The organism is Streptomyces sp. NPDC059255, from assembly GCF_042752355.1.
Classification (GTDB): Bacteria; Actinomycetota; Actinomycetes; order Streptomycetales; family Streptomycetaceae; genus Streptomyces.
The window spans coordinates 48,237-70,040 of record NZ_JBHYZP010000016.1 but is presented as its reverse complement, the minus strand read 5'-3'; the positions used below and the strand labels follow the sequence as shown (position 1 = coordinate 70,040).

Here is a 21,804-nt window from a genome sequence, read left to right as displayed (position 1 = left end):
TGGCATGCACGTAACAAGAGGTTCACGTACGCGTGGAGGCGGGGCCACCCCCCGAAGGCGGATAAAAAGGTGTCGTTTACGGATAGGTCCCCGCGCCCGGATACCCGCGGCGCCCGGACACCCGCAGCATCCGGATGCCCGCAGCCTCTGGATGCCCGCGGCTCACTCGTCGTCGGCGTCCCCCGGGGCCGGCGGCGGCCACGGGTCGCCCCAGGCAGTGTCCCGCGCCGCGCGGTAGAGGGGGCCGTGGCGCTTGGTGACGGTGTCGCGGCGCAGACCCTCGGTCGCGGTGCACAGCTCCAGGAGCACCTGGCCCTTGCGGATCTGCGGCTTACGGGTCACCCGGGCGGGCACCGGGTGAGGAGGGAACCGTACGGCCGCCACATAGCTGAACTTCTCGTCCTCGTACGGCAGTGAGCCGCCCTTGACCTGCCGGTGCAGGGACGACCTGCTCACCCGGGCCGAGAAGTGGCACCAGTCCGTGCCGGGGACGATCGGGCAGGCGCCGTCGTGCGGGCAAGGGGCCGCGACGTGGAAGCCCGCGCCGATCAGCAGGTCGCGGGCCTCGATGATCCGCAGGTAGCCGTCGGGCGTGCCCGGTTCCACGACCACCACGGCCTGAGCCGCCCGCGCGGCCTCCGCGACGAGCGTGGCGCGGTCCCGCGCGGTCAGCTCCTTCAGGACGTACGAGACGGTCACGAGATCGCTCCCGGCCAGCTTCAGCGCGCCCTCGATCCGGCCCCCGCGCCACTCGGCGGCGCGCAGCGCCGGGATACCCGAGCCCTCCGCCAGCTCGCGGCCGAGGGCGAGCGCGGGCTCGGCCCAGTCCAGGACGGTGGTCGCGCGGGCCGTGTCGCCCCAGACCGCGTCCGCCGCCCACACCGCGGCGCCGGTCCCGCCGCCCACGTCGAGGTGGCTGCCCGGTGCCCACCCGGGCGCGGCGTCCGCCAGGGCCTCCAGCGCGGACCGTACGGCCTCGAAGGTCGCGGGCATCCGGTACGCGGCGTACGCGGCGACGTCGGAGCGGTCCCGCAGGACGGGCGCGTCCGTCGGGGTGGTGCCGCGGTAGTTGGCGATCAGCCGGTCGACGGCCTGCGCCGCCTGCTTGGGCGGCAGCCCGTCGAGGAGGCGGGCGAGCTGGGCGCGCAGGGTTTCCGCAGTGGAGAGCGTGGCGTTCACCGGCCGAATTGTAGGCAACCGGGGCAAGCCGCGGCGCCCTCGGCCGTCACCCCGGGCGAACGCCGAGGGCCCGTTGGCCAGTTGCTACGCTGACGGCCTTTGCAGGACGGGGCGGGGGCTCTCACGGGAGGACCACGGGGACCATGGGGACCAGGTGGCAGCGGATCGGGCGCAGACTCTTGGGGCCCACGGGGATCTTGCGACCCATGCGGCGCATGCGGCCTCTCGACGAGGAGAAGCCGACCAGGAGACAGCGGATCGTCCGCGGGACCCTGGTGGCCGGAGTGTCGGTGCTCGCGCTGCTGCTCCTCCTCGTCACCGTCGGCGGACCCACGAAGACCAAGAGCGACCAGGCCGGTCCGAGCGCCGACACCAAGGCCGTGCGGCCGTCGGCGAGCAGCGTGCCGCGGATTCCGCAACTGCCCGTGCCCGATACGTACGACACTGCGCGCGGCTGGGACATCACCGACAGCTCCCCCACCTACGCCGTGGCCGGGTCCACCGGGCTCGTCGCCTATCTGGCCAGGACCGACGACGACCGCTACCTGGTCCGTACGGTGGATCCCGCCACCGGGAAGGCCGGCTGGGACGGGCCGCCCCGGCGCACCCTCTTCGCGCCCGACCGCTACCCCCGGCTGCTCTCCGTGTCGGCGGGTGAGGGCCAGGAGTACTTCGTCACCTGGTCGTACGGGCGGGTCAACCAGAGTTCGGGACAGCCCGGCGACCCCATCGTCTCCCTCGACATCTACAGCGCGTCCGACGGCTCGGCGCAGCGGGTGGAGATCCCCTGGCCCGACCCGCCGAGGGTCACCGCGTCCGGCCCCTCCGTCCTGATCAGCGACGGCAAGGCCACCAGCGCCGTCGTCGACCCGGCGACCGTCGACGTGGTCAGTGTCCCGCCGGGGGCGCTCGGCTATCCCAAGGGCTGCAAGGAGTGCCGCAAGCTGACGCAGGTGCGCGGGACGACCGTCAAGGGCCTGCTGGTGAGCGGTGCCAAGGAGTTCTGGGTGCGCGGCGGCTGGCACAGCAGGAAGGTCGCGCCGAAGGACACCGACGCGGCGTCCGGGGTGCCCGCCTCGATGACGGGCAGCTACGTCCTGGCCTCCTGGCAGCTGAAGAAGGGCGCGAAGGACGTCGGTACGCACGAGGTGTGGGCGCTGCACGAGGCGGCGACCGGCAAGGCGGTGCTCCAGGTCCGCTGCCGCAAGCCGGCGATCAGGTCCGCGGACGACCCGCAGCTCGTCACCTCGCCGCAGGGCGGCTACCTGATCGCCGGGCGGCTCGCCTTCGACCTCTCCGAGAAGCGCGCGTACTGCTTCGAGGAGGAGGACGGTACGCGCCCGCTGGTCCTGACCACGGTCGCGGACGACGGCACGGCGTACGGGGCGCGCAGCGCCCGGAACCCGGCGGACGCGCTGGCGGGCGGGGGCAGCGCGCCGGTGATGGTGGATCTGACGACCGCGGTGCCGGAGACGATGGCCCTCAACACCCGGCTGCCCAGCACGGAGATCGCCGGGATCGGGCTCTTCCGCTGGACGGACGGCAAGGACCGGTCGCACCTCACCGGATATCCGCACCGCGACGACAGGTAGGCAGACCGCGCGGCCTCTCGGCCCGTGCCGCTGCGGCGTTGCGGCTGTCAACTCGCTCTTCCCGTCTGTTGAATGATCACGATCGCGCCAGGCCGTCGGTACGGTGAACTCGGCGGCGCGATACGCCTCTTGAGGCGGATCAGGAGCTAGCGGAAGGACCCTTCGATGTCAGTCGTCCGGGAAGAGTTGATCAGACCCCTGGTGGTGTCGTTGTCCGGGCATCCGGCCGACCGGCCGGCGTTCACGGACAGCCGCCGCACCGTGACGTACGGGGATCTGCTCTCCGTCAGCGGCGCGCTCGCCACGGGGCTCGGGGTGGTGCGGGGTGACCGGGTGCTGATACACATCGGCAGCCGCGTCGACTTCATCGAGTACGGCCTCGCGGTGCTGCGGGCGGGCGCGGTCGGCGTACCGGTGAGCACCCGCTCGACCGAGGCGGAACTCCGCCACTACGCCGACGACTCCGGCGCGACGCTGTTCATCACCGAGGCGCGGCACGCGGCGACGGCGCGGCGGCTGTGCGAGGGGCGGCCGGGGCTGCGCGTGCTGATCGTCGAGGAGGGGCCGGCCACGGAGCCGGGTTCGGCGGCACCGGGGTCATCCGATCCGGAGCCGTCCGATCCGGTTTCGGCTGCTCCGGGGTCCGCTGCTCCGGGGTCGGCGGCCCCGGCCTCGGCGGCTGCCGAAGCGTCCGCCGACGGACTCGGGCTGGACGAACCGGCCTGGCTGCTCTACACCTCGGGCACGACGGGGCCGCAGAAGGGGGTGCTGACCACGCAGCGCGCGATGCTGTGGTCGGCGGCCGCGTGCTACGGCCCGATGCTCGGGCTGTCCGAACAGGACACGATCCTCTGGCCGTTACCGCTGCACCACTGCTACGGGATGTCGCTGGCGTTCGTCGGTACGGTGACGCTCGGCGCGCACACCCGGATCGCCGAGGGCGACCTTGCGCCGCTGCTCGCCGAGCACCCGGGGTGTGTCCTCGCCGGTGTGCCGGCCACGTATCTCCGACTCGGCCAGGAGACGCGGGGCGTGGCCGTGCCGCCCCGGCTGAGCCTCACGGCGGGCGCGCCCTGCACCGAGGCGGCGCGGGCCGTGGTCAGGGACCTGTTCGGCACCCCGCTGCTGGACTGCTACGGAGCCACCGAGACCAGCGGCAAGATCGCCGTCCAACTGCCGGGTGAGAGCGGGCTGACGCCGGTGCACGGCGTCGAGATCGGGGTCGCGGACGGGGAGGTCCTCGTCCGCACCCCGGGGATCATGTCGGGCTACCACGGGCGGCCCGGCGCTCCGGCCGGCGACGGCTGGTACCGGACCGGCGACGCGGGCCGGATCGACGACGGCCGGCTCACCATCGACGGCCGGATCGACGATGTGATCATCTGCGGCGGCCAGAACGTGCACCCGCTGGAGGTGGAGGCCGTGATCGCGGGCGCGCCGGGGGTGCGCGACGTGCTGGTCGTCGGCCGGCCCGACGAGCAGGTCGGCGAGGTCCCGGTGGCGTTCGTCGTGCCGGAAGCGAACGGCTTCGATCCGGAGGAGCTGCGCCGGCGGTGCCTGCGCCGGCTCTCGGTCCACAAGGTGCCGGTGGAGTTCCGGCGGGTCGACGCCATCCCCCGTACGTCCTCCGGGAAACCGCTGCGCAAGGCCATGGCCGAGCGGATCGCGGACCCGCCCGCGCCGAGCCCGACGGCGCTGGAGGAGCTGGTACGTACCGAGACCGCCGCCCTGTGCGGCGGCGGGGAGAGCGGGGAGGAGAACAGCGGGGAGGACAGCGGCCGGTGGCGTGAGCGTGCCTTCACGGAGCTGGGCCTGTCGTCGCTGGGCGGTGTGCAGTTACGGCACCGGCTCGCCGCGCTGACCGGCCTCGCCCTGCCGCACTCGCTCCTCTACGACTTCCCCACCCCCGGCGCCCTGATCGGCGAGCTGACGCGGCTCCGGGCCGGCGGAACGGTCTCCGGGACCGCGCCCGCGCCGGTCACGGCGACCGGCCTCTCGGCCGGGCTCCGGCCCGGACCCGGACCCGAGCCCGGGCCGGAGCCTGAGCCGATCGCCGTCGTGGCGATGGCGTGCCGGTATCCGGGCGGGGTGCGGTCGCCGGAGGATCTCTGGCGGCTGGTCTCCGACGGCGTCGACGCGACCGGCGACTTCCCGGCCGACCGGGGCTGGGACCTGGCCGGGATGTACGACCCCGATCCGGACCGGATCGGCGGCTCCACCACCCGGCGCGGCGGTTTCCTGTACGACGCGGCCGACTTCGACGCCGGGATGTTCCGGATCTCGCCGCGTGAGGCGCTCGCCACCGACCCGCAGCAGCGGCTGCTGCTGGAGACGTCGTGGGAGCTGTTCGAGCGCGCAGGGATCGACGCCACGACCCTGCGCTCCAGCGCCACCGGCGTGTTCGTGGGCGTGATGAACGAGGACTACGCGAGCCGGTTCGACACGCACGAGCTGGAGGGGCGCCTCGGCATCGGGTCGTCGCACGCCCTCGCGTCCGGGCGGATCTCCTACACGTTCGGGCTCCGGGGTCCCGCCGTCACGGTCGACACGGCGTGCTCGTCGTCGCTGGTCGCCCTGCACTGGGCGGCGAAGGCGCTCCGTACGGGCGAGTGCGACCTCGCGCTGGCCGGCGGGGCGACGGTGATGTCGACGCCGCAGACGTTCCTGGCGTTCAGCAGACAGCGGGGGCTGTCCCCGGACGGCCGCTGCCGGTCGTACGCGGCGGACGCCGACGGGACGGCCTGGTCGGAGGGGGTCGCGACGGTGCTGCTGGAACGGCTCGGCGACGCCCGCAGGAACGGGCACCCGGTCCTGGCGGTGCTACGGGGCTCGGCCGTGAACTCCGACGGCGCCTCCAACGGGCTCACCGCGCCCAGCGGAACCGCGCAGCGGGAGCTGATCGCCTCGGCCCTCGCGGACGCCGGTCTGACCACCGGGGACGTCGACGCGGTCGACGGGCACGGGACGGCGACCCCGCTGGGCGATCCGATCGAGGCGGCGGCCCTGCTCGCGACGTACGGCCGGGGCCGCGACCGGGACCGGCCGCTGTGGCTCGGCTCGGTGAAGTCCAACCTGGGGCACACGCAGGCGGCGGCCGGTCTGGCCGGTGTGATCAAGATGGTCGAGGCGATACGGCACGGGCGGCTGCCGCGCTCGCTGTACGCGGACGCCCCGACCTCCCGGGTCGACTGGTCGGCCGGTGAGGTGTCGCTCCTCGCGGAGGACCGGCCCTGGCCCGCGACCGGCCGGCCGCGGCGGGCGGGCGTGTCGTCGTTCGGGATCGGCGGCACCAACGCACACGTGATCATCGAGGAGGCCCCGGCCGCGGACCGGGCCCCGAGCACGGACCCGGCCCCGGCCCCGGCCGCGCGGGACGGTGCGGACCCGGCCGCGGGTGCGTGGGACGGTGCGGGCCTGGGTGCGGGTGCGTGGGACGGTGCGGGCCTGGGTGCGTGGGACACCGCTGCCCCGGCGGCGCTGGACAGCGCGGGACCGGTCGGGCACGGGGGCGCTGACCCGGCCGCGCGGGACGGTGCGGACCCGGCGGCGCTGGACGGCGCGGGCCTGGTCGGGCACGGAAGCGCGGACCCGGGCGCGCAGGGCGACGCGGGTCCAGGCGGGCACAACAACGCAGGTCCGGCCGCGCAGGGCGACGCGGACCCGGCCGCGCACGGCGACGCAGGTCCGGCCGCGCAGGGCGACGCGGACCCGGTTCCGTGGGGTGGGGCGTTCGTCGCGCCCTGGCTGCTCAGTGCCGCCGACGGCGCCGCGCTGCGGGCCGTCGCGGCCGGGCTGCTCGACGCGCCGGATGACATCGATGTCGGCTACACCCTGGCGGTGGGCCGCGCCGCGCTCGACCACCGGGCCGTGGTCGACGCCGGCGACCGGGTGGCCCTGCGCGCGCTGGCCACCGGCGAACGCGAGGGGGCGACCGCGCCCGCCGACGCCCGCCTCGGGTATCTGTTCAGCGGCCAGGGCGCGCAACGGGCGGGCATGGGCCGGGAGTTGGCCCGGGGCTTCCCCGTCTTCGCCGAGGCGTTCGGCCGGGCGTGCGACGCGCTCGACCACCGGGATCTCGAAGGCCAGGGCCCTGACGGCCGTCCCGACAGCCGTCATCCCGACGGCCCGGGTCTCGGGGAGCGGGTACGCGCGGCCGTGCTCTCCGGCGCGTCCCTGGACCGTACGGACCACGCGCAGGCGGCCCTCTTCGCGTTCGAGGTCGCCCTCTGCCGGCTGCTGGAGTCCTGGGGCGTACGGCCGGACGTGGTCGTCGGGCACTCGGCGGGCGAGATCGCCGCAGCGCACCTCGCCGGTGTGCTCTCCCTGGAGGATGCCGCGACGCTCGTCGGCGCCCGTGGCCGGCTGATGGCGGAGCTGCCCGCCGGTGGCGTCATGATCGCGGTGACGGCCACCGAGGCCGAAATGGCCCCGCTGGTGGCCGAGGTGGCCGACCGGGTGTCGATCGCGGCCGTCAACGGCACGCACTCCGTCGTGGTGTCCGGGGAGGACGCCGCGACGACCGCCATCGGCCGCCGGTTCCCGGGCGCCACCCGGCTGCGCGTCAGCCACGCGTTCCACTCGCCCCTGATGGAACCGGTGCTCGACCGGTTCCGCGCGGTCGCCGAGCGCCTGACCTACCACCGCCCCCTGATACCGGTGATCTCCGGACTGACCGGCGCCCGTTCCGAGGAGATGGCGTCGGCCGCGTACTGGGTGCGGCACGCGCGGCACACCGTACGGTTCGCCGACGCGCTCTCCGCCCTCGCCGGGGCCGGAGTGACGACCTGTCTCGAAGTCGGTCCCGACGCCGTGCTCAGCCGTGCGGCGGCGGCCGTGCTCCCCGCGGTCCCGGCGGCACGTGCCGGTCACGACGAGGCGGGGACACTGCTCGGCGCGGTCGGCGCGGTGCACACGGCCGGGATCTCCGTCGACTGGCGTTCCGTGTACGCGGGCAGCGGCGCCCGGCTGTTCCCGCTGCCCACCTACCCCTTCCAGCGCAGGCGCTACTGGCTCGACCCACCGCGCCCGGCCGTCGGCGGCTCCGGCGGCGCGCTGCTCGGCCCGGCCCTCGTCGCACCCGATTCGCCGCGGATCGTGCACGGTGGCTCGCTCGGCGTCCGGGCCCACGGGTGGCTGGCCGACCATGCCGTCGGCGACTCGGTCGTCGTGCCGGCGACCATGTTCGTCGAGATCGCGCTGCGGGCCGGGGCGGCGGCGGGCGGCGGCACAGGCGCCGTCGGCGAGTTGACGATCGAGGCACCGCTGCGGCTGACGGACGACGACGTCCCGCTCCAGGTGGTCGTCGACGGAGAGCGGATCGACATCTACGCCAGGCGGCGACCGGACGACCCGTGGACGCGCCACGCCTCGGGCCGGCTGCGGGCGCCGCGCGGTCCGGCCCCCGAGCGGTACGGGGCCGAGTGGCCGCCCGCCGGTGCCGAGCGGATCGAGGTGGCGGACCGTTACGGCTCCTTCGGGTACGGGCCGGCGTTCCGCGCGGTGACCGCCCTGTGGCGCCGGGGCGAGGAGGTGTTCGCCGAGATCGGTCTCCCCGAGGGTGTGGGCGGCGGGTTCGGGCTGCATCCCGTGCTGCTGGACGCGGCCGTGCACGCGGCGGCGCTGGCGGACGGCCCGGGCGCCGCGGCGCGGGTGCCGTTCGTGTGGAGCGGGGTCGAGCTGCACGCCCCCGGCCGGCGAACGGCGCGGATCCGGTGTGTGCGTACCGCCTCCGACACCATCGGCGTCGAGGTCTTCGACGAGGCGGGAGAGCCGGTCGCCACGGTGGCGTCGATGTTCACCCGGCCGATGGCGCCGCGGGACACCATGCTGTTCCGGCCACGGTGGATTCCGGTGCCGGCCGTACCGGAACTGCCGGCCGTACCGGCCACCGACGGGACGACGTTCGTCGAGATCGGCCGTGGCGGCACGGGCGACGCGGGCGACACGGGCGCTCGCGTCCGGGCGCTGACGAGCCGGGCGCTGGACGTCCTGCACGACTGGCAGGACCGCTCCGGCCGCCTCGTCGTCGTCACCCGGAACGCCACCACACCCGATCCGGACCTCGCGGCGGCGGCCGCCTACGGTCTGGTCAACACGGCCGCCGCCGAACACCCGGGACGGATCACCGTGGTCGACGTGGACACCGATCTGCCGATGGCCCGGGTACGGGAACTCGTGGGCGGCGGTCTTGAGCCGCAGGTCGCCGTCCGCGACGGCCTGGTGCACGCGCTGCGGATCACATCGGCGGCGCCGAGCGACACCCGGCCGGTCGACCCGGCCGGGACCGTGCTGATCACCGGCGGAACCGGCGCGCTCGGCGCGCTGACGGCCCGGCATCTGGTCCGGGAGCACGGCATCCGGCATCTCCTGCTGGTGAGCCGGCGCGGCCCGCGGGCGCCGGACGCGGATCGTCTGCGGCGGGAGCTGTCCGGTCTGGGCGCCGCCGTACGGATCGTCGCCGGTGATGTGGCGGACCGTACGGTGGTGGACGGGCTGATCGCGGCGTGCGACCCGCCGTTGACGGCGGTCGTGCATACGGCGGCCGTCCTCGACGACGCGGTGCTCGGCGCCCAGACGCCGGCCCGCGTGGACACCGTGCTGCGGCCGAAGGCCGACGCGGCCTGGGTGCTGCACGAGGCCACCGCGCACCTTCGGCTGTCGGCGTTCGTGCTCTACTCCTCCGTCGCCGGTCTCTTCGGCAAGGCCGGGCAGGCCAACTACAGCGCGGCCAACCGGTTCCTGGACGCCCTGGCGTGTCATCGCCGTGCGCGGGGGCTGCCGGCGGTGTCGCTGGCGTGGGGGCTGTGGGAGCTGGGCAACGGTCTCGGCGACCAGATCTCCGGCCTCGCCCGGCGCCGTATCCACGCGTCCGGGATCGCCGCGCTCGACGCGGAGCAGGGGCTCGCGCTGTTCGACGCGGCGATCGGCTCGGCCGAACCGGTCCTGGTGCCGGTCCGATTCGACCCCGACGCGGCGGGCCCGCCGCCGATCGTCGGCGGCGTCACGCGCGAGCGACCGCCGTCGGCGGGGCGGCGGTGGCCGGCGCGGATGTCCGAGCCGGAGCTGCGTGAGCTGCTGCGCGGGGAGCTCTCGGCCGTGCTGGGCCGGCCGGACCCGGCCGATTTCCCCGGTGACCGGCCGTTCGTCGAGCTGGGCTTCGACTCACTGGCGGTGATCGAGGTCCGTACCCGGCTGGGCCGGCTCACGGGGCTCGACCTCCCGGCGGGTCTGCTGTTCGAGAAGCCGACGGCGGACGCGCTCGCCGCTCACCTGCACGGCGAGTTGTCCGGCCGCCCCGCCTGAGGGGCCGGGGCCGGTCGGGGCCGGTCGGCCGAGCCGCCGACCGGCCCCACCCGGCCACCGGACCCGGTCCAGGGAACCGGGCCCGGTGCGGGTGTCGCCTCAGGCGACCGGCAGGTCCGCCGGACGCTGGTGGCGCCACGGCCGTACGAGCCCCACGAACGCGGCCAGCGCGCCCACCGCGCACACCAGTTGGACGACGGCCATCGGGACGGCCGTCTCCTCTCCCGCGATCCCCACCAGCGGCGAGGCGACGGCCCCGATCAGGAAGGACGCCGTACCGATGAGGGCGGACGCGGAGCCCGCCGCGTGCGGGGTGCGCATCAGCGCGGAGGCGTTGGTGTTGGGCATCGCCAGGCCCATCGCGGACATCAGGACGAACAGCCCCGCCGCGACCGGGAAGAGACCCACGTCCCCGAAGACCCCGGCGGTCATCAGCAGCAGCGCCAGCGCGGCGCCCGCGATGACGAGCAGGCCGAAGCCGAGCACCCGGTCCAGGGAGACCCGGCCGACCAGCACCCTGCCGTTGAGCTGGCCGACGGCGATCAGGCCGATGGAGTTGACGCCGAAGAGCAGGCTGAAGGTCTGCGGCGAAGCGCCGTAGATCTCCTGCACGACGAACGGCGAGGCGGCGACGTACGCGAAGAGCGCGGCGAAGGCGAGCCCGCCCGCGAGCATGTAACCGGTGAAGATCCGGTCGGCGAGCAGGCCCCGCATGGTGCGCAGCGCGTGGCCGACGCCGCCGCTGTGCCGCTGCTCCGGCGGGAGCGTCTCGTGCAGCCACTTCCAGACGACGAGGGTGAGGAGGACGCCGACCACGGTGAGGACGACGAAGATGCCGCGCCAGTCGGTGAGGCGCATCACCTGGCCGCCGATCACGGGGGCGATGACCGGGGCGACGCCGGAGATCAGCATGAGCGTGGAGAAGAAGCGGGCCATCTCCATGCCGTCGTACAGGTCGCGGACGACGGCGCGGGCGATCACGATGCCCGCCGCGCCCGCCAGGCCCTGGAGCAGCCGGAAGCCGACGAGGAGTTCCACGGTGGGCGCGAAGGCGCAGATCGCGGTGGCGACCACGTAGACGACCATGCCGGTCAGCAGCGGTCCGCGCCGCCCCCACTTGTCGCTCATCGGGCCGACGACGATCTGGCCGAGCGCCATGCCGGCGAGGCAGGCGGTCAGGGTGAGCTGGGCGGTCGCGGCGGTCGTGCCCAGGGAGCGGGTGACCTCCGGCAGGGCCGGGAGGTACATGTCCATGGAGAGCGGCGGCAGCGCGGTGAGTCCGCCGAGGACGAGGGTGACCAGCAGCCCGGCCCGGCGCGCGGCGACCACCGCCCCCGGCGCGAGTGCTTCGGTGCGGGTCTCGGTGTGGATCTCGGTGTGGATCTCGGTGTGGGTCTCGGTGTGGGTCTCGGTGGGTGCCGAGCGGCGCTGCTCGGGTCGTATGTGCTCGGTACGTCCTTCAGTGGTGCGGCCGCCGTCCGGCATCCATATCTCCATGTCGTTGAATTCCCTGTCTATGCTCTCAGCTCAGCCGGTGTGGTCGGGACCCGTGAAGCGGACAGCGAGTGAGGCGGCTATGACAGCAGGGAAGATTCCGGACGACCGTGCCGTGCGCTGGGGTGTACTGGCCACGGGCGGTATCGCGGCACGGTTCACCTCCGACGTACAGGAGCTGGCGGACGCCGAGATCGTCGCGGTGGCCTCGCGGCGCGAGGCGTCGGCCAAGGAGTTCGCGGGCCGGTTCGGTATCCCGCGCGCGTACGGCGACTGGGCGGCGCTCGTCGCCGACGAGGACGTGGACGTCGTGTACGTCGCGACACCGCACTCGGCGCACCGGGCCGCGGCCGGGCTTGCGCTGGCGGCGGGCAAGCCGGTGCTGTGCGAGAAGGCGTTCACCCTCAACGCCCGGGAGGCCGGGGAGCTGGTGTCCCTCGCCCGCGAGCGCGGCGTCTTCCTGATGGAGGCGATGTGGACGTACTGCAACCCGGTCTTCCTGCGGCTGGCGGAGCTGGTGCGGGACGGGGCGATCGGTGAGATCCGTACCGTCCAGGCGGACTTCGGCATCCAGGGCCCCTTCCCGGCCGGCCACCGGCTGCGGGACCCGGCGCTCGGCGGGGGCGCCGTGCTCGACCTCGGCGTCTATCCGGTCTCCTTCGCGCACCTCCTGCTGGGTGAGCCCGACCGCGTACAGGCCGATGCGCTGCTCTCGCCCGAGGGCGTCGACCTGAACACCGGGATGCTGCTGGGCTGGGAGTCGGGGGCGACGGCGCTGCTGTCGTGCTCGATCGAGGGGCGGACCCCGGCGACCGCCACCGTCACGGGCACCGCGGGCCGGATCGACGTGCCGTCCGGCTTCTTCCACGCGGACCGGTTCGTCCTCCACCGGGACGGCGCGGAGCCCGAGGAGATCACGGCGGGGCCGGCGGCGACGCTGCACGGTCTCCAGTACGAGGCGGCCGAGGTGATGCGCTGCCTGCGCGCGGGCGAGACGGAGTCGCCGCTCGTCCCGCTGGACGGCACGCTCGCGGTGATGCGGACGCTCGACGCGGTACGGGAGCGCGTCGGCGTCCGCTACCCCGTGGACCAGGAGCGGTGACACCTCCGCGGGAAGGCGCCACGCGCTCGGCCGCTTGACGACAGGGCCTGGACGACAAGGCCTGGACGACGGGACCTACACCGGGTCGAGGCCCGGCCTGCCCGCCTCGGTCACGAAGGACGCCGACGTCGTGACCGGGGCGCCGGGCACGGTGACCGCGGCGACGGACCGGAAGTCCGCGCGCGCCTGCCGGGCGCCGAGCGCGACGGTGACGTACCCGCGCCGCCCGTTGTAGAACCTCATGTGCGGGTTGGCCGTCGTCAGCCGCTCCCAGTCGGCGGGCCGGTCCGCGCCGTCCTTGCCGCTGGAGATGGACGTCGCCACGATCTCGGTGCCCAGGGTGCGTGACGCGGGGTCGTCCCAGTCCTTCTTCAGGTCGTAGGCGTAGGCGGTGTGCACATCGCCGGTCAGCACCATGAAGTTGGCGAGCCCGGCCGCCTCGACGCCGTCCAGCAGCCGCTGCCGGGAGGCCGGGTAGCCGTCCCAGGCGTCCATGGAGAGCTTGAAGTCGGCGGTCGTACGGTCGCGGCGCCGCGCGAAGGTCACCTGCTGCGGCACGACGTTCCAGGTGGCGTCCGAGGCGCGCCAGCCGTCCAGCAGCCACCGCTCCTGGGCGGCGCCGGTCATGGTGCGCGAGGGGTCCTCGGACTCCGGTCCCGGTACCCGCCAGCCGTCGCCGTAGGCCTGGTCGGAGCGGTACTGGCGGGTGTCGAGGATGTCGAACTGCGCGAGCCGGCCGAAGTGCAGCCGCCGGTGGAGCCGCATGTCGGGGCCGGTGGGGCGCTGCGGGGCGCGCAGCGGCTGGTTCTCCCAGTAGGCGCGGTACGCGGAGGCGCGGCGCAGCAGGAACTCCTCGGGCGGCACGTCGTTCTCGGGGATGTCGTCCGCGTAGTTGTTCTCGGTCTCGTGGTCGTCCCAGGTGACGACGAAGGGGTGCGCGGCGTGCGCGGCCCGCAGGTCGGGGTCCGACTTGTAGAGGCCGTAGCGCAGCCGGTAGTCCTCCAGCGTGACCGTCTCGTGGTTGTAGTGCGCGGGCAGCACGCGGTCGGTGTAGTTGCGGGCGCCGCCCGCGGAGTTGACCGCGTACTCGTAGAGGTAGTCGCCGAGGTGGAAGACGACGTCGAGGTCCTCGTCGGCGAGGTGGCGGTAGGCGGTGAAGTAGCCGTCGTGGTACGCCTGGCAGGAGACCGCCGCGAGCTTCAGTTCGCCGGTACGGGCGTGGCGGGCGGGCGCGGTGCGGGTGCGGCCGACGGGGCTGAGCCACGTACCGGCGCGGAAGCGGTAGTAGTACACCCGGTCGGGGGCGAGTCCGGGGACGTCGACGCGCACGCTGTGGTCGAACTCGGGGTGGGCGGTGGCCTCTCCGCGCCGGACGGTCCTGCGGAAGGCGGCGTCGTGGGCCAGCTCCCACCGTACGGTCACGCGGGTACGGGGCAGTCCGCTGCCGGGCTCGTACGGGCGGGGCGCGAGCCGGGTCCAGAGCAGCGCGCTGTCCGGGCGGGGATCGCCGGAGGCGACGCCGAGGGTGAACGGGTCCTCGGTGAGCCGCCGCGCGTCCAGCTCGGCGGCGCCCGCGACGCCCTCGGCGGGAAGCTGGACGGCGAAGGCGAGCGCGGCGGCGGCAGCGGTGCCGGTGAGGAGGCGGCGCCGGCCGATGTGCGCGGCGGCGGCCCTCAGTTCGGGGGTGTGTGCGGCGGATGCCATATGGCCCTCCCCTGACGGTGGGTGTCCCTGACAGTGCAGTGGGTGGCGGAGACGACCCGTTGTCGGGTGCACAACAGACGTATGTCGGGCGGGTGAGATCCGCGTGCCGCTGAACGTTGTACCTCACGTACGCTGCGTGGCCATGGACGCCATGCGGAGGACCGACAGCGGCAGCGCCGGCGGGAACGGCCATACCGGGAACGGCGGGAGCGGGGGCCGACGGGGCGTCGCCGTCGTGACCGGGGCGGGCTCGGGCATCGGCCGCGCCGTCGCGGTGGCGCTGAGCGGCGCGGGCTGGTCGGTGGTGCTCGCGGGCCGGCGGACGGCGGCGCTGGAGGAGACCGCCGCGGCGCTGGACGCGGGTCCGGGCGGCGGGGCGGGTCTCCGGGGCGAGGTGCTGGCCGTACGGACCGACGTGTCCCGACCGGCGGACGTGGACGCGCTGTTCGCGGCGGTACGCGAGCGGTACGGCCGGCTCGACCTGCTCTTCAACAACGCGGGCACGTTCGGCCCCGGCGGGGTCAAGGTGGAGGACCTGCCGCTGTCGGCCTGGCAGAAGGTCGTCGACACCAATCTGACCGGTACGTTCCTCTGCGCGCAGGCGGCGTTCCGGCTGATGAAGGCGCAGGACCCGCGGGGCGGCCGGATCATCAACAACGGCTCGGTCTCGGCACACGCGCCGCGCCCCGACTCGGTCGCGTACACCGCCACGAAGCACGGCATGACCGGCCTCACCAAGTCGCTGTCGCTGGACGGCCGCCCGTACCGGATCGCCTGCGGGCAGATCGACATCGGCAACGCGGCGACCGACATGACGGAGCGGATGCGGCGGGGCGTGCCGCAGGCCAACGGTGAACTGGCGGTGGAGCCGGTCATGGACGTGACGGATGTGGCGCGGACGGTGCTGCACATGGCGGAGCTGCCGCTGGAGGCGAACGTCCAGTTCGCGACGGTGCTGGCGACGTCGATGCCGTTCGTGGGCCGGGGCTGACGGTTTCCGGGGAGCCGGATCAGGCGTCGGTCGGGTCAGGAGACGGTCGGGTCAGGAGGCGCGTCGGGTGCCCGGGCCGTGGGTGACGCGGATCTTGGACTGGCCGTGCGGGAGTTCCTCCCAGTCGGCCATGAAGCGGGCCGACAGGCCGTACTTCTCGGCCAGGGCGATGAGCGTCTCCGTGCGGTAGTAGAAGTCCTCCCGCAGCACTTGGTGCTCCTTGCCCTCCGTACGGTCGAAGGTGAAGTCGAACCAGCCGCCGGGGGCGAGCACCCGGCCGACGTTGGCCAGGCACTCCTCGATGACCGGGAGCGGGGAGTGCGAGAAGACGCTGTGCGCGTGCACGACGTCGAACCGGGCGTCGGGCAGGAACGCCAGCTTCAGGTCGCGGACCGGGGTCAGAGTGGGGAGCCGGTCCTGAAGTCCCCTGTCCACCAGGGTGTTCTGGGCCGCGGCGAGGATGTCGGGCGAGATGTCGATGCCGTAGTAGTGCGCGGGCTCCAGGTGGCTGATGAAGCGCCAGCCCGCCCGCAGATTGCCGCAGCCGATCTCCAGCATCCGGTGCTCGGGACGGAGCCCGTGGCCGACGAGGTAGTCGAACTGCATCGTCCCCAGGGCCAGCCACCGCTCATGGCTGGCGCTGCCGACCGCCAGGTCCGGGTCGGCGCGGGTGTCGGAGCGCATCACGGCGCGGTAATACGCGATGTGGTCGGGCCAGCGGTGGCGCAGCCAGGTGTCCCTGGCCGCGCGGGCCAGGAAGCGCGGCGCCCGTCCGGGGTGGCGCAGGGCGTAGCCGACCCGGTGCCCGAGGGAGGCGCGGTTGACGGTGAGATTCTTGGCAGGCATGTGGATTCCTCTGTCTGTGCCGGGCCGGCGCTGCGGCCGGTGGTGTCCTGGCGGGTGCTGGTACCAGCTTCCCCACGGGAACGGGGGGCGGAGGTCGGCGGACCGGCCCCCGTTCGCGGGCGGCGCGGGGGACGTCCGTATCGGCCGATCGGTTGATGCGGCGCGGCGGGGAAGACGTTAGGACTGCTGAGGTGGGACCGCTGAAAGGGACCGCTGAGGGAGGAGTCGGGCGAGACGATGCGGAGGTCTGCGGTGGTACGGCACGGCGAGCCGGAGGGCCGCGCGGGGACCGGTCCCGGTGTACGCGCCGAACGGGACGCGCGAACCGATGCCGGTGTACGCGCCGACGCCGACGGGCGGGTCGAATCCGGTCTGCTTGCCGATCGCGACGGGTGGGCCGGTCCCGGGGTGCCCGGTGACGCCGACGGGCGGACCGGTCCCGGGTTGCGCGGCGACACCGACGGGCGGTGGCTGACCGTCGTCATGCATGCCGCGTTCTTCCTGCTGCTGGGCTCCTCGCTCGTCCGCCATCTGCTCCTGCACGGCGGCGAGCCGGGGGCCGGCTGGATCGTCGCCCTCTTCGTCGTCTTCGGGGTGCTGTACGCGCTCGGCCGGGTCCTCGCGCCGGCGCCGCGCCCCGGTGCCCGCCCCGCCGTCCGGTACGCGCTCTGGCTGGGGGCGGTGCTGGCGGTCTGGGTCGTCCTCCTCGTCGTCGCTCCGAGCGCCGCGTGGTGCGCCATGCCGCTCTTCTTCACCGGGTTGCACACCCTGCCCACGCGGACGGCGGTGGCACTGGCGTCCGTACTGACCCTGCTGGTGGTGGCCTCCAAACTGCGGTTCGCGGAGGGGATGTTCGACCCCAACGCGGTGATCGTCCCGCCCGCCGTCGCCGCCGTCGGCACCGCCGTCCTGATCACCCTCCAGCGCCAGGCGGCCCGGCAGCGCGGCCTGATCGCGGACCTGGTCCGCACCCGCCGCGACCTGGCCGCCACCGAGCGGCGCGCGGGGATCCTCGCCGAGCGGCAGCGGCTGTCCACGGAGATCCACGACACCCTCGCCCAGGGCCTGTCCAGTCAGCAGATGATGCTCCAGGCGGCCGACCGGCTCTGGCGGGCCGACCCCGGCGCGGCCCGGGGACATCTGCGGGAGGCGGCCGAGATCGGGGCCCGGGGACTCACCGAGGCCCGCCGGTTCGTCCAGGACCTGGCCCCCGCCGACCTCGCGGAACGCACCCTCGTCCAGGCGCTGGGCGCGCTCGCCGACCGGGAGAGCGGCCCCGGGCTGCGGGTGGAGCTGCGTGTCGACGGCACCCCGGGGCCGCTGCCGGAGCGGACCGAGGCGGCGCTGCTCCGCATCGCGCAGGGGGCGCTGGCCAATGTGCGCGAGCACGCCGGGGCGACCCGGGCCGCGCTGACCCTGACCTGGCTGGGCGACCAGATCTCCCTCGACGTCGCCGACGACGGGCGCGGCTTCGACCCGGACGCCGGGCCCGCCCCCGGCGCGGGCTCGGGGCGCGGGCACGGACTGCCGGCCATGCGGGTCCGGGCCCTCGGCTCGGGCGGCACACTCACCGTCGAGTCCGAGCCGGGCGGCGGCACCGTCGTGAGCGCCGCCCTGCCTCTCACCACCCCCGACCTCCTCGAAAAGGCCGCCCGATGAGCCCGACCGATGCCGTACCGACCGATGCCGCGCACGCCGATGCCGTACCGCCCGTGCGGCTGCTCCTGTGCGACGACCACGCCGTCGTACGGGCCGGGCTGCGCGCGCTGCTGTCCAGCACCGACGGCATCGAGGTGGTCGGCGAGGCGGGCAGCGGCGAGGAGGCCCTGGCCGTGGCCGCGCGGGTCCGGCCCGATGTCGTCCTGATGGATCTCCAGCTCGGCGAGGGTATGGACGGGGTCACGGCCACCCGCCGGCTGGTCTCCGGCGCCGCGCCCGGTGCGGCCGCGCCGCGCGTGCTGGTGCTGACCATGTTCGACACCGACGCCGACATCACCCGCGCCATCGAGGCGGGCGCCACCGGCTATCTGCTCAAGGCGGAGCAGCCGGAGGAACTGTTCGCCGCGATCCGGGACGCGGCGTCCGGGCGTACGGCGCTGTCGGCGCCGGTCGCCGACCGGGTGCTGGCCCAGATGCGCAGCCCGCGCCCCGCGCTCTCCGGGCGGGAGCGCGACATCCTCCAGCAGTTGGCGCGCGGCCTGGGCAACCGGGACATCGCCCGCACCCTGTTCATCAGCGAGGCCACGGTGAAGACCCATCTCGGCCGGATCTACGGGAAGTTGGGGGTGGACACCCGGTCGGGCGCGGTGGCGGTGGCCAACGAGCGGCGTCTGCTGCCGTGAGACGACGACCTGGTGCCGACCTCACGGCCAGGAGCCGGAGAGCCGGAGAGCCGGAATAGAGGTGCCGGGCCATGCGGTTGGGCAGTGGCATGACCACCGACGACGCGCCCGCCCCCGAGTCCCCCGCCGTGCTCCGGTACACCGCCTTCTCGACCGATCCCCTGGGCGGAAACCCGGCCGGTGTCGTCCTGGACGCGCGGGGGCTCGACGACGGCGGCATGCTCGCCGTCGCGGCGGAACTGGGGTACAGCGAGACCGCGTTCCTCACCGGTCTTCCGGAGGCGGGCGCGGCGGGCGGCGACGGCCGGGTGTTCACCATCCGCTACTTCAGCCCCAAGGCCGAGGTCCCCTTCTGCGGACACGCCACCGTCGCGACCGCCGTCGCCCTGGCCGAGCGGACCGGCCCCGGGGACCTGGTCTTCGAGACCCGCGCCGGTACGGTGCCCGTCACCGTCACGGAGGAGAACGGGACGCTGCGGGCCACGCTCACCAGCGTCGAGCCGGACGTCACCGGCGTGGCGGAGGACGACGTACGGGAGGCCCTGGGCGCCCTCGACTGGCCGGCCGCCGATCTGGACCCCGCCCTGCCGCCCCGTATCGCCTTCGCGGGCGCCCGCCATCTCGTGCTGGCCGCCGCGAGCCGGGCCAGGCTCGCGGATCTCGCGTACGACTTCGACCGGCTCGAAGCGCTGATGCGCCGGCTGGACCTGACCACGGTCCAGCTCGTGTGGCGGGAGTCCGCCGATGTCTTCCACGTCCGCGATCCGTTCCCGGTGGGCGGTGTGGTCGAGGACCCCGCGACCGGCGCCGCCGCGCTGGCGTTCGGGGCGTATCTGCGCGTGCTGGGCGCCGTGGCCGGGAGTGCCGTCCTCACCCTGCACCAGGGCGAGGACATGGGCCGCCCCGGCGTGCTGACCGTGGAGCTGCGGGAGGGTGACCCGCGCGTCCGGGTGAGCGGCGCGGGCGCGCGCATCCCGGACGGCGGCTGACCGGCACGCGCGGCGCACCGGCACCGGAGGTCACCGGCAGGCGCGGCGCATCCGCACGCACGCCCCGGCCGACCGGCACCGGCGGGTGGTCCGCGACGCCACCGGGCCTACCCGGCGAGGAGCGTGGCGATCTCCTTCATCTCGCCCTCGCCGAGCGGCCCGTACCGCAGCGCCCCGGCGTTCTCCTCGGCCTGGGCGACCGAGCGGATGCCCGGGATCGGCACCGTGTGCGGGCTGCGGGCCCAGAGCCAGGCGAGCGCCCCCTGGGCCAGGGTGCGGCCGCCGGACGTGAGGATGTCCCGTACGGCGGCGACCCGCGCCGCCTGCTCCGGTACGGGCAGCCCGCCCTCGCCGAACCAGTGCAGCCACGCGGGCGGTACGGTCCGGATGTCACCGGAGCCGAGCGCCCACCCCGTGTCCCCGGCCCCCCCGGCGCCGGGGTCCCGCGCGAGCAGGCCCATCGCGAGCGGGCTGCGGACCACGCTCGCGATGCCGTGCTCCGCGCACAGCTCCAGCATCTCCGGCGCGTCCTGGAGCACATTGCACCCGTGCTGCACGGCCGCGCAGTGCTCCCCCGGCGCGAACACCGCCGCGCGCTCCGGGTCGTCGGTGCTCCAGGCGTACGCGCGGATCAGCCCTTCCCGTACCAACTCCTCGCAGGTTTCGCGGAGTTCGGCGGCGGCGTCGAGGGGCGCGTCGGAGATGTGGAGCTGGTAGAGGTCCACGTACTCCGTGCCGAGGCGGCGCAGTGACGCGGTCAGCGCCCGCCGGGCGTGGCCCGGGGTGGCGTCGTGGCCGTCGGCGGTGCGGGTCGCCTCGTCGAAGAGGTTGCCCCACTTCGTGGCGATGACGACCTCGTCGCGGTGGCCCCGCAGCGCCCGGCCGAGGATCCTCTCGCTGTGGCCGGTCCCGTACACGTCGGCCGTGTCGAAGAACGTGATCCCGAGGTCGAGCGCCCGGCGGAGCGCGGCGACCGACTCGTCGTCGTCGACGGCGCCCCAGCCGAGCGGGTCCCCGTCGGGCCGCTGCCATTCGCCGCCGATCGCCCAGCACCCGAAGCCGAGTGCGCCGACGCTGATTCCGCTCTGTCCCAGGGTCCTGCCCTGCATGGCATCCATGGGCGGCAGATTAGGAGTTGGAGCGCACACGAAGGCAAGAACGACAGCGTGACCGAATCGTCAACGTTGGGTTGACGTCTCTCGATCGTCAACCTAAGGTTGACGGCATGGAGAACCCCGAGAACCCCACCCAGAAGCCCGTGCAGATCAACAACCCCATCCGTCTCGACGACCTGATCGAAGGCATCAAGAAGGTCCACTCCGACACCCTCGACCAGCTCACCAGTGCGGTCGTCGCCGCCGACCACCTCGGCGAGGTGGCCGACCACCTCATCGGCCACTTCGTGGACCAGGCCCGGCGCTCCGGCGCCTCCTGGACCGACATCGGCCGCAGCATGGGCGTCACCAAGCAGGCCGCCCAGAAGCGCTTCGTACCGAAGTCCCCCGCCGAGCCGTCGGCCCTCGACCCGAACGAGGGGTTCGGCCGGTTCACCCCGGGTGCGCGGGGCGCCGTGGTCGCGGCGCAGAACGAGGCGCAGGCCGCCGGGAACGACGAGATCCGCACCGCACACCTCGTGCTCGGGCTGATCAGCCAGCCCGGGACCCTCGGCGCGCGGGCGATCGTCGCCCAGGGCGTGCTGCTCGACACCGTGCGGCAGCACGCGACGGCGGCGCTGCCGGCGAAGGCCGCGACGGTGCCCGATCTGGTGCCGTTCGACGCGGCGGGCAAGAAGGTGCTGGAACTGACGTTCCGGGAGGCCCTGCGGCTGGGCCACAACTTCGTCGGCACCGAGCACATCCTGCTGGCGCTGCTGGAGTTCGAGGACGGTACGGGCGTGCTCCACGACGCGGGCGTCGACAAGGCCGCATCGGAGGCCGACATCCTCGCGGCGCTGGAAGAGATCACCGCGTCCACCACCCAGCAGCCCGGAGGAGCCCAACAGCCCGAGAAGTAGCGGGAGAAGCAACGGGGGAAGCAACGGGGGAAGCAACGGAAGAACGGCGGCGGGAGCAGCGGGAACACCGCGGGGACAGCAGAAGCGGGGGGGGCCCCCGGGGGGGGCGGGGGCCCCCCCCCGGGGCCCCCCCCCCAATTGACCCCCCCCCCCCGCCACCCGAACCCCCCCCGGGGGGGGCCGCGCGGGGCACCACGACCAGCAGCCGTCCGCCCGGGCGCAGTGCGTGCGCGGCCGAGCGCAGCACGG

The 21,804-nt window shown here is 74.4% G+C and carries 13 protein-coding genes; 8 read left to right on the top strand and 5 right to left on the bottom strand.

All coding sequences use genetic code 11. From position 1 onward, the window contains the following. Nucleotides 1-162: 162 nt before the first annotated feature. The gene (locus tag ACFXKG_RS19940) at nucleotides 163-1,179 is read right to left on the bottom strand and encodes a small ribosomal subunit Rsm22 family protein (RefSeq protein WP_384840391.1); all 1,017 of its coding nucleotides are present in this window, start codon (nucleotides 1,177-1,179) and stop codon (nucleotides 163-165) included. 206 nt (nucleotides 1,180-1,385) lie between these two features. Between ACFXKG_RS19940 and ACFXKG_RS19935 the strand changes: the two genes are divergently transcribed. Further along, nucleotides 1,386-2,771: a hypothetical protein gene (locus ACFXKG_RS19935; protein WP_384840388.1), complete on the top strand. Its 1,386-nt coding sequence runs from the start codon at nucleotides 1,386-1,388 to the stop codon at nucleotides 2,769-2,771. A gap of 165 nt (nucleotides 2,772-2,936) precedes the next feature. Continuing rightward, nucleotides 2,937-10,073, top strand: coding sequence for an SDR family NAD(P)-dependent oxidoreductase (locus ACFXKG_RS19930; RefSeq protein ID WP_384840385.1), 7,137 nt, complete (start codon nucleotides 2,937-2,939; stop codon nucleotides 10,071-10,073). A 99-nt stretch (nucleotides 10,074-10,172) separates the two neighbouring features. On the opposite strand, the gene ACFXKG_RS19925 is transcribed toward ACFXKG_RS19930, so the two are convergent. Beyond that, nucleotides 10,173-11,570, bottom strand: a complete 1,398-nt coding sequence (locus ACFXKG_RS19925; protein ID WP_384840382.1) for a multidrug effflux MFS transporter — start codon at nucleotides 11,568-11,570, stop codon at nucleotides 10,173-10,175. A gap of 79 nt (nucleotides 11,571-11,649) precedes the next feature. Here ACFXKG_RS19925 and ACFXKG_RS19920 point away from each other — a divergent pair, with 79 nt between their 5' ends. Beyond that, nucleotides 11,650-12,669, top strand: coding sequence for a Gfo/Idh/MocA family protein (locus tag ACFXKG_RS19920; RefSeq protein ID WP_384840380.1), 1,020 nt, complete (start codon nucleotides 11,650-11,652; stop codon nucleotides 12,667-12,669). A gap of 75 nt (nucleotides 12,670-12,744) precedes the next feature. On the opposite strand, the gene ACFXKG_RS19915 is transcribed toward ACFXKG_RS19920, so the two are convergent. Next, nucleotides 12,745-14,373 (bottom strand): alkaline phosphatase D family protein, encoded by a 1,629-nt coding sequence (locus ACFXKG_RS19915; RefSeq protein WP_384840377.1) that lies wholly within the window; start codon nucleotides 14,371-14,373, stop codon nucleotides 12,745-12,747. Nucleotides 14,374-14,515: 142 nt separating this feature from the next. Between ACFXKG_RS19915 and ACFXKG_RS19910 the strand changes: the two genes are divergently transcribed. After that, nucleotides 14,516-15,364: an SDR family oxidoreductase gene (locus ACFXKG_RS19910; RefSeq protein WP_384840374.1), complete on the top strand. Its 849-nt coding sequence runs from the start codon at nucleotides 14,516-14,518 to the stop codon at nucleotides 15,362-15,364. Between the two features lie 51 nt (nucleotides 15,365-15,415). On the opposite strand, the gene ACFXKG_RS19905 is transcribed toward ACFXKG_RS19910, so the two are convergent. Continuing rightward, complete coding sequence (locus tag ACFXKG_RS19905) at nucleotides 15,416-16,210, bottom strand: class I SAM-dependent methyltransferase (protein ID WP_384840371.1); 795 nt, start codon at nucleotides 16,208-16,210, stop codon at nucleotides 15,416-15,418. 483 nt (nucleotides 16,211-16,693) lie between these two features. Between ACFXKG_RS19905 and ACFXKG_RS19900 the strand changes: the two genes are divergently transcribed. The 3 genes from ACFXKG_RS19900 (at nucleotide 16,694) to ACFXKG_RS19890 (ending at nucleotide 19,541) form a co-directional block, all read left to right on the top strand. Next, nucleotides 16,694-17,869 carry a sensor histidine kinase gene (locus ACFXKG_RS19900; protein ID WP_384840701.1) on the top strand — a complete coding sequence of 392 codons (1,176 nt, stop codon included), beginning with the start codon at nucleotides 16,694-16,696 and terminating at the stop codon, nucleotides 17,867-17,869. Beyond that, nucleotides 17,866-18,552, top strand: a complete 687-nt coding sequence (locus ACFXKG_RS19895) for a response regulator (RefSeq protein WP_384840368.1) — start codon at nucleotides 17,866-17,868, stop codon at nucleotides 18,550-18,552. The genes ACFXKG_RS19900 and ACFXKG_RS19895 overlap by 4 nt, the downstream gene beginning before the upstream one ends. Nucleotides 18,553-18,623: 71 nt before the next feature. Next, entirely contained in the window at nucleotides 18,624-19,541 is a 918-nt protein-coding gene (locus tag ACFXKG_RS19890) for a PhzF family phenazine biosynthesis protein (protein ID WP_384840365.1), read from the top strand. A 107-nt stretch (nucleotides 19,542-19,648) separates the two neighbouring features. Here ACFXKG_RS19890 and ACFXKG_RS19885 read toward each other — a convergent pair whose 3' ends face one another. Further along, nucleotides 19,649-20,659 (bottom strand): aldo/keto reductase, encoded by a 1,011-nt coding sequence (locus ACFXKG_RS19885; RefSeq protein WP_384840362.1) that lies wholly within the window; start codon nucleotides 20,657-20,659, stop codon nucleotides 19,649-19,651. Nucleotides 20,660-20,766: 107 nt separating this feature from the next. On the opposite strand from ACFXKG_RS19885, the gene ACFXKG_RS19880 reads away from it, so the two are divergent. Beyond that, nucleotides 20,767-21,555, top strand: coding sequence for a Clp protease N-terminal domain-containing protein (locus ACFXKG_RS19880; RefSeq protein WP_384840359.1), 789 nt, complete (start codon nucleotides 20,767-20,769; stop codon nucleotides 21,553-21,555). Nucleotides 21,556-21,804 lie beyond the last annotated feature (249 nt).